At 68.0% G+C, this 13,580-nt stretch carries 14 protein-coding genes; 6 read left to right on the forward strand and 8 right to left on the reverse strand.

Going from position 1 to position 13,580, the window contains the following annotated elements:
• Positions 1-99: 99 nt before the first annotated feature.
• The 4 genes from ACWELJ_RS14705 to ACWELJ_RS14720 form a co-directional block, all read right to left on the reverse strand.
• A complete protein-coding gene (locus tag ACWELJ_RS14705; RefSeq protein WP_452366669.1) occupies positions 100-1,179 on the reverse strand; it encodes a phosphotransferase enzyme family protein in 1,080 nt (359 codons plus the stop codon).
• Positions 1,176-2,495 (reverse strand): purine-cytosine permease family protein, encoded by a 1,320-nt coding sequence (locus tag ACWELJ_RS14710; RefSeq protein ID WP_452366670.1) that lies wholly within the window; start codon positions 2,493-2,495, stop codon positions 1,176-1,178. The genes ACWELJ_RS14705 and ACWELJ_RS14710 overlap by 4 nt, the downstream gene beginning before the upstream one ends.
• Before the next feature lie 97 nt (positions 2,496-2,592).
• Positions 2,593-3,039: a hypothetical protein gene (locus tag ACWELJ_RS14715; protein ID WP_452366671.1), complete on the reverse strand. Its 447-nt coding sequence runs from the start codon at positions 3,037-3,039 to the stop codon at positions 2,593-2,595.
• A 112-nt stretch (positions 3,040-3,151) separates the two neighbouring features.
• Positions 3,152-3,811: a Uma2 family endonuclease gene (locus tag ACWELJ_RS14720; protein ID WP_452366672.1), complete on the reverse strand. Its 660-nt coding sequence runs from the start codon at positions 3,809-3,811 to the stop codon at positions 3,152-3,154.
• 104 nt (positions 3,812-3,915) lie between these two features.
• Here ACWELJ_RS14720 and ACWELJ_RS14725 point away from each other — a divergent pair, with 104 nt between their 5' ends.
• From ACWELJ_RS14725 to ACWELJ_RS14735, 3 genes are all read left to right on the forward strand, one after another.
• Complete coding sequence (locus ACWELJ_RS14725; RefSeq protein ID WP_452366673.1) at positions 3,916-4,317, forward strand: DUF4190 domain-containing protein; 402 nt, start codon at positions 3,916-3,918, stop codon at positions 4,315-4,317.
• A 28-nt stretch (positions 4,318-4,345) separates the two neighbouring features.
• Positions 4,346-5,053: a TrmH family RNA methyltransferase gene (locus tag ACWELJ_RS14730; RefSeq protein WP_452366674.1), complete on the forward strand. Its 708-nt coding sequence runs from the start codon at positions 4,346-4,348 to the stop codon at positions 5,051-5,053.
• A 64-nt stretch (positions 5,054-5,117) separates the two neighbouring features.
• Positions 5,118-6,260 carry a glycoside hydrolase family 76 protein gene (locus ACWELJ_RS14735; protein ID WP_452366675.1) on the forward strand — a complete coding sequence of 381 codons (1,143 nt, stop codon included), beginning with the start codon at positions 5,118-5,120 and terminating at the stop codon, positions 6,258-6,260.
• A 17-nt stretch (positions 6,261-6,277) separates the two neighbouring features.
• Here ACWELJ_RS14735 and ACWELJ_RS14740 read toward each other — a convergent pair whose 3' ends face one another.
• Entirely contained in the window at positions 6,278-6,994 is a 717-nt protein-coding gene (locus ACWELJ_RS14740) for a DedA family protein (protein ID WP_452366676.1), read from the reverse strand.
• A gap of 8 nt (positions 6,995-7,002) precedes the next feature.
• A complete protein-coding gene (locus ACWELJ_RS14745) occupies positions 7,003-7,656 on the reverse strand; it encodes a DedA family protein (protein ID WP_379103686.1) in 654 nt (217 codons plus the stop codon).
• 228 nt (positions 7,657-7,884) lie between these two features.
• Here ACWELJ_RS14745 and fbaA point away from each other — a divergent pair, with 228 nt between their 5' ends.
• The 3 genes from fbaA (at position 7,885) to ACWELJ_RS14760 (ending at position 11,683) form a co-directional block, all read left to right on the forward strand.
• Positions 7,885-8,922: a class II fructose-bisphosphate aldolase gene (gene fbaA, locus ACWELJ_RS14750; RefSeq protein WP_452366677.1), complete on the forward strand. Its 1,038-nt coding sequence runs from the start codon at positions 7,885-7,887 to the stop codon at positions 8,920-8,922.
• 110 nt (positions 8,923-9,032) lie between these two features.
• The gene (locus ACWELJ_RS14755) at positions 9,033-10,151 is read left to right on the forward strand and encodes a BTAD domain-containing putative transcriptional regulator (protein WP_452366678.1); all 1,119 of its coding nucleotides are present in this window, start codon (positions 9,033-9,035) and stop codon (positions 10,149-10,151) included.
• Between the two features lie 65 nt (positions 10,152-10,216).
• Positions 10,217-11,683: a DUF4185 domain-containing protein gene (locus ACWELJ_RS14760; protein ID WP_452366679.1), complete on the forward strand. Its 1,467-nt coding sequence runs from the start codon at positions 10,217-10,219 to the stop codon at positions 11,681-11,683.
• Between the two features lie 60 nt (positions 11,684-11,743).
• Here ACWELJ_RS14760 and ACWELJ_RS14765 read toward each other — a convergent pair whose 3' ends face one another.
• Both ACWELJ_RS14765 and ACWELJ_RS14770 read right to left on the reverse strand, forming a co-directional pair.
• Positions 11,744-12,853 (reverse strand): fused (3R)-hydroxyacyl-ACP dehydratase subunits HadA/HadB, encoded by a 1,110-nt coding sequence (locus ACWELJ_RS14765; protein WP_452366680.1) that lies wholly within the window; start codon positions 12,851-12,853, stop codon positions 11,744-11,746.
• Between the two features lie 180 nt (positions 12,854-13,033).
• On the reverse strand, positions 13,034-13,459 hold the full coding sequence (locus ACWELJ_RS14770) for an Rv0361 family membrane protein (RefSeq protein ID WP_452366681.1): 426 nt from the start codon (positions 13,457-13,459) through the stop codon (positions 13,034-13,036).
• Positions 13,460-13,580 lie beyond the last annotated feature (121 nt).

The raw sequence follows: 13,580 nt of genomic DNA on the forward strand, positions 1-13,580 counted from the left end.
TGGTGCGGATCCAGTGAACCTGATTTTCCGGAACTTCGTTAGGGAATTTCCAGCCCCGATGGGAGTGAACACCGGCCGGTATGGACACGTGCCAGTGTTTTAGCGAACTGTTAGCAATCTGTGGTTGTGATTCCACCAGTCCGTATGGCCGAGGAAATAGTCCCGGTAGGCGATCTCGGCGTTCTGCTCGTTGCCGCCGGGGACGACGGCCAGGAAGTAGTCGATCTCCGAGAGCTCGTATTCGCAGTGCACCAGGGGCAGCAGCGCGGGCAGGGCACGCCGTTCCGCCGATGACAGCGGCCGCGCCGATTCGTATCCGCCGAGCAGCGCCCGGACCTGATCGCCCCGCACGTTCGCCGGACCGCCCGACCGGATCGAAATCCAGTCCACCGCACAGCGTTCGATGGCGGTGGCGAGATCGTGGACGGCCGTGGTGCGGTCGCACAGGCCGAAGTCGATGACCGCGGTCACGTCGCGATCGCGCCAGAGCAGATTGGTGCCGTGCCAATCATTGTGTGTCCACAGCGGTTCCAGGTCGGCGAGCAGGGGATACAGGCGTTCGTAGGCCGGGAGCTGGACGCGGGCCATATCGCCGCGCCAATCACGCCGCGCCAGGAAGGCGCCCAGCGCCGGCCGCTCGACGGCCCGATGCGCCACGGCCGCAAGGGGATCGGCGGAGGAGAAGATGGTGAAACCGGCCAGCAGCGGGCGTGCGGGGCGGCGCGGCGCGTCGTAATCGGCCGCGGCTAGGTGCAGTCGCGCCAGGGCGCGACCGGCGGCGGCCGCCTCGTCGAGGGAACGGTAGGGCGACCAGGAGAAGACACCCGCGTACTCGTCGGCTCCGGCGCCGAGTTCCTGTACCTCGTAGGCGAATTCGCCGAGGTCGAGGGTGCGCGGTACGGCGGGGACCGGAATCCCGCGCTCGCGCAGGTGATTCATGAAGCGGTGCTCCTCGCCGAGCGCGGCGGCATCTCGCAGCGTGCGGGGCAGGCGCTTGAGGATGACCTCGCGGTCGTCCGGCAGCCGGATCCGCGCGGCGGCCGAGAGCGGTCGCGGGCTGCGCCAGGCGATGGCGGTATCCGGGCCGAGCACCGCTTCCACCTCGGCGGAAGTGAGTGCGGGCCAATCGGGTTCGACCAGCGGGTCGAGCCCCATGCCGTAGACCCGGCCGTCGGTCATCCCCGGCGCAGCCGCGCCAGGATCGCCGTCACGGCGGCGGCCGCCAGGAAGGAGTACAGCGAGGCCGAGGACCACCAGCCCGGATGGATGCCGAGGGCATCCTGCGCCTTGGTCCAGAATCCGCTCCACCAGCTGATCGAGCCGGGATTGAACAGCTGGTAGGTGACGAAGCCGATGGCCCACGGCAGCAGCATGAGCGGCCGGGTGGGGGCCGACTCGGTGAGGTCCCAGCCGCCGCGCCCGCGCCCGAAGAAGTAGTCGACGACCAGGACCGCGCACAGCGGTACGAACACCGAACCGATCAGCACCAGGAAGTTGGCGTAGTCGCTGAAGTCGCGCACCGGCAGGGCCAGCAGCGTCACCAGCGTGCCGACCAGCGTGGCCAGCAGCCGCCGATCGACCCGGGGCAGCAGGTTCTGGATCGACATGGCCGTCGAATAGATATTGGCGAAGGACTGATCCGATTCGCGCAACACCAGCACCGCGAAGAACAGCCACCCGGCGGTGACGCCGAGGAAGGTGTCGAAGATGCGGTCGACACTGCCCGCCTGCAGGATGGCGAGGATGCCGAGCAGATAGCACCAGACCTGCGCGACCGAGTAGCCGATCACGGTGGCCCCGGCCGCGGTACGGGCCGACCGCGAGTGCCGGGTGTAGTCGGCGGCCAGCGGCACGAAGGAGATGGACACCGCGAGGGTGCTGTCGACGGCGGGCCAGAACCCGCTCCAGCTGGTGTCGACCGGCATCGGAACCGGTTGCCGCAGCAGCTGAATCGTGAAGTAGATCAGGGCGATGCCGACCGCGACCGACACGTATTTGCGCAACGCCCGCACCGCGGACAGCGGCCACACGGCCATCACGGTGGACAGCGCGCCCGCGCCGACGATGACGATCCAGTGCGGCACCCGATCGTGGGTGAGCGCCGAGACGCCGAGCGTGATGACGGTGAGCTCGTACACACCCCAGCCGACGCACTGCACGATATTGGCGACCGTCGGCACATACGACAGCCGGGTGCCGAACAGTCCGCGCAGCACCGCCATGGCGGGCGCGCCGGTGCGGGCGCCGATGGCGGCCGGCCCGGCCACCATGGCCGCGCCGACCACGGTGCCGAGCACGGTGGCCAGCAGCGCTCCGGTCAGCGGCAGGTTCGCCCCGGCGGGGGAGAGCACGACCGCGGCGCCGCTGAAGCCGATCAGGCTGACGCCGAGATTCAGCCAGAACGCCGCCTGATCGGTGAAGCCGAGGGTGCGCGGCGGCTCGGTGTCGAGTACCAGCGGCGCTTCCCGGCGGTCCGGTGTGTCGGCGATCGTCATGGTCAGGATGCTACGGCCAGGATCGGGCGAATCCGGCAGAGCATCCCGGCGAGCAGGCCCGGCTCGACCCGCTTCACCGGCACATTCCGACCCCGGTTCACAGGCACAGCATGATGCGGTCGCGGTTGCGTGGATCGACGCGGATCGAAATCGTGCCGCCCACAGCGATTCTGGGCTTCACCACCGGTTCGACGTCGAACACGATGCTGCCGTAATAGGTTTCCGACCCCGGCACCACCAGTTCGAGGTCGAGTTCGGTGAGTTCGGTGCAGTGGTCGGTGCGCTGCAGCGGGTGCACGCCCTCGATATTGGCCCAGCCTTCGAGCCCGTGCCGCAGCAATTTCCGGTCCGAGCGGGTGGGGCGCTGGGCGAGCAGCATACCGAGTCCGAGGAAGGTTCCGTACAGGCCGACCAGCGTGACGATCTGTACCGGGATGGTTCCGGGCGGGGTGAGCGGGACCAACCAGCCCAGCCAGAGGCCGAGTGCGACGAGATATGCCGCCGTCACTCCGAGCACCGTTCTGGCTATGCGCGCGTGGTCCATGACACCCTCCAACCACGGCCTCCGGGATTCCAGGATAGTCCCGAATTTTGTCCCGTGTGGTCGATCAGGCGAGGTCAGAGGCTATGCGCGGCAAATCGAGAGCTGTCCGGGATCACACCGAGACGCCGGAGGAGTCGGGCATCGAGACGCCGGAGGGGCCGGGCATCGAGATGCCGGAGGGGCGTAGCGCGGTGAGCGCGTCCAGGTCCAGGGGCAGGTCGATGTCGTCGAGTTCCAGGGTCACCCGCCCGGCATGCTCACCGGTCGGTATGTACCGGCCGTCCCGCAGGCGAAAGGTGCACAGCCGCAACGCATCCTCGGTCTCCAGCAGCCAGTAGTGCCCGATTCCGGCCGTCGCGTACTCCGCGAACTTCATCACCCGGTCCACCCGCCGCGATCCGGGCGCCACGATCTCGATGGCCGCCAGCACATCCGGCGGCCGCACCCGGGTCGCGTGCTCGGCCCCGGCCGCCCCGCCGACGATCAGCACGTCCGGTACCCGCACCGTCGGCGGCGTGCCCTCGTCGATCAGCAATTCGATGCGCGCCATGGCGGCCATCCGCCGCGGCAGCGCCCGCTCGAGCTGAGCTGCCAAGCGCCACACCGCGAGTTGATGCCGCGGCGGTTGCGGCGCCACCACCAGTACGCCGTCCACCAGCTCCCGGCAGTGCCGGTTGTTCTCGGGGAGCAGCGACCACTCCGCGATGGACAGCAGGTGATTCGGCCAGTATTCAACCGATTTCAGCAATTCCGCGGAACTCGACCGAGTCATGGTGCCAGTCTTCCACGCCCGGCAACCGCGCAGCGATGTTTCACACCTTCGACCGCGGCGGCGCTCGCACCCGTTGCGGCACACCACCACCTAGGCTTGCGCGCATGACCTACGACGCGCCCCCGCCGGGCTGGGATCCGCAGTCCCAGGGCGGGCAACCGGGCTACTACCAGCAGCCGGGGTACCACCCCGGCTATCAGCCGCCGGTCCCGGGCTACTACCCGCCGGGCTATTACGGCGCGCCCGCCCCGGATCATCCGCAGGCGGTGACGGTGCTGATCCTCGGTGTGATGAGCCTGGTGTTCTGCCAGCTGCTGGGTCCGGTGGCCTGGATCATGGGCGGCAAGGCCCGCCGCGAGATCCGCGACTCGCACGGCGCCATCGGCGGCGCCGGGATGGTGACGGCCGGCTGGATCTGCGGGATCATCGCCACCGCGCTGATCCTGATGGTGATCCTGTTCATCGTGTTCGCGATCATCGTGGGTGCGGTCGGGGCGTCCCAGTAGCGATTCACCCGGCAACTACCATCGCCGGGTGAGTTCCACCCCGATCGCCGACGAATCCGATGCCCCTGGCCAGGCCGAAGCGCAGGCCCCCGGCCCGACCGAATGGGGCGAGCATCCGCACGGCGTCGGACCGTGGCGGGACGAGTTCGGCACCGAGCCGCCGGCCGATCCGCGCCTGGATCCGGAGCTGCTCGCGCACGGCGACCGCCGCAATGTGGTGGACGCGTACCGGTATTGGCGGCGCGAGGCGATCGTCGCCGACATCGACGCCCGCCGGCATCCACTGCACGTGGCCATCGAGAACTTTGGCCACGACGCCAATATCGGCACCGTGGTGCGCACCGCCAACGCCTTCGCCGCGGCGGCCGTGCACATTGTCGGCCGCAAGCGCTGGAATCGCCGCGGCGCCATGGTGACCGACCGCTACCAGCACATTCACCACCACCACGACACGGCCGAGCTGTTGGGATTCGCGGCGGAGGCCGGGTTGAGCGTGGTCGCGGTCGACAATGTGCCCGGCGCGGTGCCGCTGGAAACGGTGGAGCTGCCGCGTGATTGCCTGCTGCTGTTCGGTCAGGAGGGGCCCGGGGTGACCGAGGCCGCGAAAGCGGGCGCGTTGCTGACCGTTTCGATCGCGCAGTTCGGTTCCACCCGCAGTATCAATGCCGGAGTGGCGGCGGGCATCGCCATGCACGCCTGGATCCGGCAGCACGCGGACCTCACGCGGGCGTGGTGAGGCGTACGACTCTCGGTAACAAATCAGCCACGAACACGGTTGTCCGGCTGGCACCATTAGTCCCATGACATCGCGGACCGGACGCAATATCGAGCCGACCGCTGCCCTCTGGTCGCAGCGCGCCGATCTCGCCGAATCCGCGATTCTGTCCCGTCACCTGCGCAAACTCTGGGGCTGCCCGGGCACTCAGCTCGGCGTGGTGGGCTGGCCCGCCACCAAACGCGAGCGCACCTTCGCGTTCTGGCACTACTGGTGGCAGGCGCATCTGATCGACTGCGCGGTCGACGCCGCCAATCGCGCGCCGACGCCGGCGCGGCAGCGTCGCCTCTGGTCCATCGCGCACGGCATGCGGTTGCGCAATATCACCGGCTGGACCAACAACTACTACGACGACATGGCCTGGCTGACCATCTCGCTGGAGCGTGCCGAGCGCACCCAGGGTGTCGAAGAGGTCCGGGGCGCGCTGCTGATTCTGGAGAAGACGCTGGTCAACGGGTTCGAGCCGGAGTTCGGCGCGGTGCCGTGGCGCAAGGGCTCGGATTTCTTCAACGCCCCCGCCAACGGACCGGTCGGCATTGCCATGGCCCGGCTGGGCCGCTACGCCCGCGCTCAGGAACTGGCCGACTTCCTCGATACGAACCTGCGCGACAAGGAGACCGGTCTCATCTTCGACGGCATCCACCTACCCTCCGGCGAGGTGGAGAAGCCCGTCTACAGCTACTGCCAGGGCGTCACCCTCGGCCTCGAGACCGAACTCGCCGTGCACACCGGCGAACCCCGGCACGCCGACCGCGCGGTCCGGCTGATCGACGCCATCGACGAGCACCTCACCGAGAACGGCATCGTGGTCGGTGACGGCGGCGGTGACGGCGGCCTGTTCAACGGCATCCTCATCCGCTACCTGGCGCTGGCCGCGCTCATGCTGCCCGGCGACGAGCCCGACCGGGTGGCCGCGCGCCGCAAGGCCGCCGCCATCGTCCGTGCCTGCGCGACCGCGGCCTGGGAACACCGCCTCGATGTCGAGGGCGAACCGCTGTTCGGCGCGGACTGGCGCCAGCCCGCCCGGCTGCCCGGCATCGCCGGCGCGGGCGTCTTCGAGGGTGGATCGGTGAGCGCCTCGCGCAGCCCGGAACGCGATCTGTCGGTACAGCTTTCGGGCTGGAAACTGATGGAGGCCGCGCACACGGTGACGGCCGCCGGACTCTAGCGGCCGCCCGGACCGGATCAGGCGTGGTGCTGCCGGGGGAGCGGAATGGTCGCGGGGTCGTCGATATCGACGTCGAAATCCTCGGCGGGCCGCGCCATCTCGGCCCGGTACTGCCGCACGCCGATCACGGTTCCCAGGATCAATCCGACGATCAGGGTGCCGATGACCGCGGGCATCAGCCAGGAGACGTCCTCGATGAAGCTGCCCGCGTAATAGCTGGCCAGCAGGATCACCGGCGCCCAGATCACCGCGCCGATGGACGAGGCGATGGTGTACTTGCGGTGATCCATCCCCGCCGCGCCCGCGACCAGCGGGCACAGCGTGCGCACCCACGGAATCCAGCGGGCCACCAGCACCGCCAGGAATCCGTGCTTGTGCAGCAGTTCCGAGACCCGCGCCAGATTGCGGGTGTTGATGTACTTGCCGTTCTTGCGCGCGACCAGATGATGCCCGGTGCGCTGCCCGAACACGTACCCCACCTGATTGCCCGCGATGGCCGCGATCATGGTGCCCACCGACAGCGCCCACACGTGGCCCTCGCCATTGACCTGGGAGGCCAGCACCACGCCCGCGGTGATGAGCATGGAGTCACCGGGCAGGAACAGCCCGATGATGAGGGCGCACTCCAGGAACACGAACGTGAGGACGATGGTCCACACGAGCACCGGTCCGGCCGTCTCGAGCGGTCCGAACCCGCCGGAGGCGAGGGTCGTCGTTAGCGGGGTGGTCGGCACCGAAGGGCTCAGCGGGTCGACTCGTTCGACGAGGTGGCGAGCTCGGCCTGCTCCGGGTGCTGACCGCGGTGCAGCAGGTTCTTACCGACCGCGATGATGCCCGGGAGGATGGACACGAACACGATCAGCAGGAAGATCGCCTCGACGTTCTTGCGGATGAACTCCACATTGCCGAGGAAGTATCCGAGCACGGTGACACCGCCGCCCCACAGGACCGCGCCGATGATGTCGACGGTCGCGAACTTGCGGTAGTCCATCTTCGAGACACCGGCCAGCACCGGCATGAAGGTGCGCACGATGGGCACGAAACGGGCCAGGATGATGGTCTTGGGGCCGTGCTTCTCGAAGAAGGCGTGCGTCTCGGTGATGTAGCGCTGCTTGAAGAAGCGAGTGTCCTCCTTCTTGAACAGCGCCGGGCCGATGGTGCGCCCGATCCAGTAGCCGCTCTGGTCGCCCAGCCAGGCCACGAACGCGGTGGCCGGGACCAGCCACCAGATGTTCATGCCGGCCGGCGGGTGCGCCTGGGCCGCCAGCAGACCGCCAGTGAACAGCAGCGAGTCGCCGGGGAGGATCGGGAACAGCAGGCCGGTCTCGATGAAGACGATGGCCAGGATCGCCGGGAGCACCGCGTGGGACAACCACGTCTCCGTGAGGAGGTGCATGGGGTCCAAGATCGCGGGCAACGCGGCGTTCGTGGTCACGGCATCGGATACGGCCAGCAAGGTCACGGCCACCACAGTACCGGTACCCCGGACATCACACCGAACGTCGAAGCAACCTCACAAAGTTGTCGAGTATCCGAGGCCCCGGGCCGTGGAAAAAGGCGCTCCCCTATGGTGTGGGCTGACAGAATTTTGTTGTATCGCAGCACACACCCCACGGAGGTCCACGTGCCCATCGCGACTCCGGAGATCTACGCCGAGATGATTGCTCGGGCCAAGCAGAACTCCTTCGCGTTCCCCGCCATCAACTGCACGTCCTCGGAGACGATCAACGCGGCCATCAAGGGCTTCGCGGACGCCGGTTCCGACGGCATCATCCAGTTCTCCACCGGTGGTGCGGAATTCGGTTCCGGCCTGGGCGTGAAGGACATGGTCACCGGCGCGGTCGCGCTCGCGGAGTTCGCGAACGTGGTGGCGGCCAAGTACGACGTCACCATCGCGCTGCACACCGACCACTGCCCGAAGGACAAGCTGGACACCTTCGTGCGCCCGCTGCTGGCCATCTCGGCCGAGCGCGTGAAGAACGGCCTGAACCCGCTGTTCCAGTCGCACATGTGGGACGGTTCCGCGATCCCGATCGACGAGAACCTCGAGATCGCCAAGGAACTGCTGAAGCAGGCGCACGCCGCCAACATCATCCTCGAGGTCGAGATCGGCGTCGTCGGCGGTGAAGAGGACGGTGTCGAGGCCGAGATCAACGAGAAGCTCTACACCTCGCCCGAGGACTTCGAGAAGACCATCGACGCGCTCGGCGCCGGCGAGAACGGCCAGTACCTGCTGGCCGCCACCTTCGGAAATGTGCACGGCGTCTACAAGCCGGGCAATGTGGTGCTCAAGCCCGAGGTGCTGGCCGAGGGCCAGCGGGTGGCCGCCGCCAAGCTGGGCCTGGCCGCCGGCGCGCAGCCGTTCGACTTCGTCTTCCACGGCGGTTCGGGCTCGCTGAAGTCGGAGATCGAGGACTCGCTGCGCTTCGGTGTGGTGAAGATGAACGTCGACACCGACACCCAGTACGCCTTCACCCGTCCGGTCGCCGGCCACATGTTCTCGAACTACGACGGCGTGCTCAAGATCGACGGCGAGGTCGGCAACAAGAAGACCTACGACCCGCGCAGCTACCTCAAGAAGGCCGAGACCTCGATGGCCGCGCGCGTCGTCGAGGCCTGCAACGACCTGAACTCGGCGGGACGCTCGATCAGCGCCAAGTAAGCTCAACGCTCGGGATTCCGCGCAGCCCACCGTGTTTCTCGTGTGTGCGGCGGAATCTCGGGCAATTTTCGAGCGGCGGGCGCGCCGCGGTCTCTATCGAGGCAGGTGGCATGACTGTCGATGTACGGGTCCTGGGCCCCGTGCAGCTGTTGGTCGCCGGCCGGTCCATACCGGTCGGTGGTCCCAAGCCCCGCGCACTGCTGGCGGCGCTGGCGGTGAACCGGCGGCGCGCGGTGTCCTCCCAGGCCCTGGCCGACATCGTCTGGAACGATGATCCGCCGGACTCCTATCAGGCCAGTCTCCAGGTGTTCGTCTCGAACATCCGCAAGACGCTGCGCACCGCCGGAATCGATCCGGTGGCGTTGCTGCGCACCGAATCCTCCGGCTACCGCCTCGAAATCGAGGACGGCGAATGCGATCTCGGGCGTTTCGAGACACTGCGCCGCGAAGGCTCCGAGGCCGCCGCGATCGGCGACCCGGCCGCCGCGTCCCGGCTCTTCGGTGACGCGCTCGCCCAGTGGAGCGGGCGCGCGCTCGACGATCTACCGGGTCTCGGTTTCGCGGAGAGCTTCGCCACCGCGATGGACGAGGAGCGGTTGCTGGTCGCCTCCGCGCGCATCGACTCCGAAATCGCCCTGGGCCGGGCGTCTTCCGTGGTCGGCGAACTGGTGTCGATGACCAACGCCCATCCGTTGCGGGAACCGTTGTGGGCGCAGCTGATCACCGCGCTGTATCTGTCCGGCCGTCAGGCCGACGCGCTGGACGCCTGCCGCCGGGTGCGGACCGTGCTCGCCGACGAGCTCGGCATCGATCCGGGGCCGGCGCTGATCGCGCTGGAGCAGAAGGTGCTGCGCCAGGAACCGTTGAGCACCGGGCAGATTCACGAGGTCGAGCGGATGGCCAAGGCCATGACCGAGACCGTCACCGAGATGCCGCGCGCGGTCCGGGCCGGGCAGCTGTCGCTGGCCGACGGGCGCGTGGTCCCGATCGGCGCCAACGGCGTGAAGATCGGTCGCATGACCGACAACGATCTGGTGCTCGACGATCCGAAGGCCAGCCGGTACCACGCGCAGATCACGCCGAGCCGGGCCGGGCTGCTGATCAAGGATCTGCACTCCGCCAACGGGATCTACATCAACGAGCAGACCATCGAGTCGGCCGCGGTGCTCGCCGACGGCGACGCGATCCGGATCGGCACGACGGTGATCACCTTCCAGGCCCTGCGCTGAGCTTTGGGGTAGGGTCCATGCCCGGATGATGTCCGGATAACCCTAATGTCGAGAGGGTTGAACGCATGGCCAAGCGGCTCGTCGCGGCTGCGGGAGCGGTGATCTTCGGGGCGGGAGTACTGGTCGGTATGGACCGGGCGGTGGCGTCGGCGGATACGGAAACCGGTGCGGCACCGGCGGTTCCGGGCCTCGGTGCCTGCGCGACCGACGCCAAGCCCCAACACGAGTCGGTGGTGCCCAAGACCCTCGAGGTGCCGCTGGCCTACCCGGTCGTCACCGTCGACACCGGGCCGCTGCCGGAGAACACCACCCGCGTGCGGATGGAACTGCCGCCGGACCCGTGCGTGAACCCCTGCCCGGACCTCACCGACACACCGGCCGCGCCACCGGGACTCGCCGAACAACTCGGCATCCCGAAACTCATCGTGCGGCCGCAGCCGTTCAATTTCGCACTGCCCAACCCGAATCCGCCCGTGCTGCCGCCCGGGCCCGACCCCGCGCACCCGCCCAGCGAGCCCGCCGAGCGCGCCCCGGCCCGGCCCACGCCGCAGGTCTCCGACGTGCGCGAGGTGTCCAAACTGACCGGCGCCAACTCGATCAACCGCACCGACAAGCGCTGGCAGGTGCAGGGCACCGACCTCGGCATCATGTGGCAGAGCGCGCCCGACGAGATCGCCATCGCCTTCGGCGACACCGTGGGCCGGGAATTCCATCCGCCCGGCGGCATGGGCGAGGACTGGCGCTCGAACCTGCTGGCGTTCAGCAAGAATCGCGATCTCGCCAACGGCGTCGTCTTCGACCGCATGGTCACCGACGACCGCTGCCACGCCGCGGAAATGCTGAGCAGCCGTAAGCTGGACAATATCGAGATCACCACGATCCCCACCTCCGGCTTCGCGCTCGGTGACCGGCAGTACATGAGCTACATGTCGATCCGCACCTGGAACAGCCTGCCCGGCACCTGGTACACCAATTACGGCGGCCTCGCCTACTCCGACGACCACGGCGAGCACTGGACCAAGGATCCGTACGCCAAGTGGGAGAACATCTTCGGCGTCTCCGACTTCCAGGTCGCGTCCATGGTGCCGCAGGGCGACTGGGTGTACATGTTCGGCATCCCCAACACCCGGTTGGGCGGGGTCGGACTGGCCCGGGTGCCCAAGGAGCAGGTGCTCAACCCGACCGCCTACCAGTACTGGCGGGGCGACTCCTGGGGACCGGCGGTCAACGGAAACGTCGGCGCCGCACCGATCGTCGACGCGCCCGCCGGAGAACTGTCGGTCCGCTACGACGAGAACCGCAAGGTATGGCAGATGAGCTACCTCGACACCGCGAAGGCGGCTCTGGTTGTGCGGGAATCGGATTCACCGCAGGGCGTGTGGTCCGACAGCGCGGTCACGGTCAGCGCCCTGCAATTCCCGGAGCTGTACGGCGGCTTCATCCACCCGTGGTCGACCGGCCAGGATCTGTACTTCACCATGTCGACCTGGAACGACTACAACGTCTACCTGATGCACGCGACAGTGGGCTGAGCGGACGAAAAGAGCGGGCCCGCACAGATTGTGCGGGCCCGCTCCTTCGGATTCGGGAGCTCAGCTCAAGCGAACTTCGGCGACGGCGCGGCCGAAGAGCTTCTTGCCCTCCGAGGTCGCGCCCAGCACGACGGTCGCCGCACCGGTGGCAGCGTCCACCGACTTCACCTTGCCGGTGAACTCGACGTAGGTCGGGGCGGTCGGCTCCACCGGCACGAAACCGGAGAAGCGGACGCTGAACTTGCCCAGCGCCGACGGGTCGCCCAGCCAGTCCACCAGGTAGCCGGCGGTCAGGCCCATGGTGAGCATGCCGTGCGCGACCACGGTGGGCAGGCCGACCAGGGTGGCGGCGGCATCGCTGAAGTGGATCGGGTTCGGGTCGCCGGAGACGCCCGCGTAGTTGACCAGATCGCCCCGGGTGACCGGCACCTTCGCGGCGGGCAGTTCGGTGCCGGCGGTCACGCCCGCGGCGGTCGGGACGGTGTTGACCGGCAGCGGCGCGGCGGGCGCCGACAGCTCGGCCACGTCCTCGGGGGCCAGCAGGACCAGACCGGACGGATCGAGGTCGAAGTCGCCGGGCTCCACGACATGGCCGTGCATGACCACGCCGGACACCGTCTCCACCGCGACCGGATCGATCTCGACGCCCTTGCGGGCCACGATGGTGGTGGTGGCGACCAGCACCGGCAGCACATCGGCGTCGGTGAGGGTGACCTTGACGGTGATGAAGTCGTTGTCGCCGAAGCTGCGGATGTTCTCCACCACCACGTCCACGCCCAGCCGGTCCCCGGCCAGGATCGGGCGGTGGTACTCGAAGATCTGATCGGTCTGCAGGATCTGCGAGACGTCGTACTCGGTGAGCACCGAGCCGATCAGCGAGCGGGTGGTGGCCGCGCCGATCACCGACGCGAAGGTCGGCGAGGCCAGCAGACCGCCGTAACCGAGCTCGGTGGCATCGGCCTCGTGGTGGTGGGCGGAATGGTTGTTGCGCACGGCGCGGGCGAACTCGCGGACCTTCTCGCGGCCGACGTCGTAGTGATCCCGAACCCGGAAGTGACGGCCGACCAGTTCGGCGGCGGTGGCCTTGGTCGGCTCCACGATGGTCTCCGCTTCCAGCGCCGCCAGGGTCTCCGCCGTATCCGGCACGATGTGCTCAGCCGTATCCGGCATCCGATCTCCTGCATTCGTAACTTTATGGACGGTGTACAACACCGCTGAAGTGCCGGAATGCCGCAACGGTCAGCCCAGACAACCCAGACACCCTACCGACGTGTCGGACTGTTGACCAGGTGTATGTGATGTTCATCGCGAGTGATCTCGCGAATGTGTCAGGCCAATTCGCGCGCTGGATCAGTGCCCGTTCTGCGGCTCGCACACCTTCCATGAACCGCCCTCGTTGCGCAGGTCGAAGGTGCGCGAGGAGAGCTTCGCCGGATCCGCCGCCGTGAACACCGTCGCCTGCGCCAGCGCGGTGTCGCCGGTGATCTGGATGGCGTCCACGCTCTTCACCTGCGGGATGCTCTTCTGATCCTTGGACGTCTGGTAGACGCTCGCGAACTGGTCGGCCGAGATCTTCTGATAGAAGTCGTGCTGCGCGCCGCAGGTCACCGCGCGCAGGGTGTCCAGGTTCCCGCTGTCCAGGGCATCGGTGTACGACCTGATCGTCTGCTGCACCAGCGCTTCCGGCGAATTGTCGTCATTGTGCTTCTTCACCCCGAGCACCACACCGACGATCGCGACCACCGCGATCACCGCCGCGGCCACCCCGATCCACAACTTCTTCGAGCCGCCACCGGACTTCGCGGCGCCGCCAGGGTCTCCGCCGTATCCGGCACGATGTGCTCAGCCGTATCCGGCATCCGATCTCCTGCATTCGTAACTTTATGGACGGTGTACA

The sequence above is a fragment of the Nocardia sp. NPDC004582 genome (genome assembly GCF_053602115.1).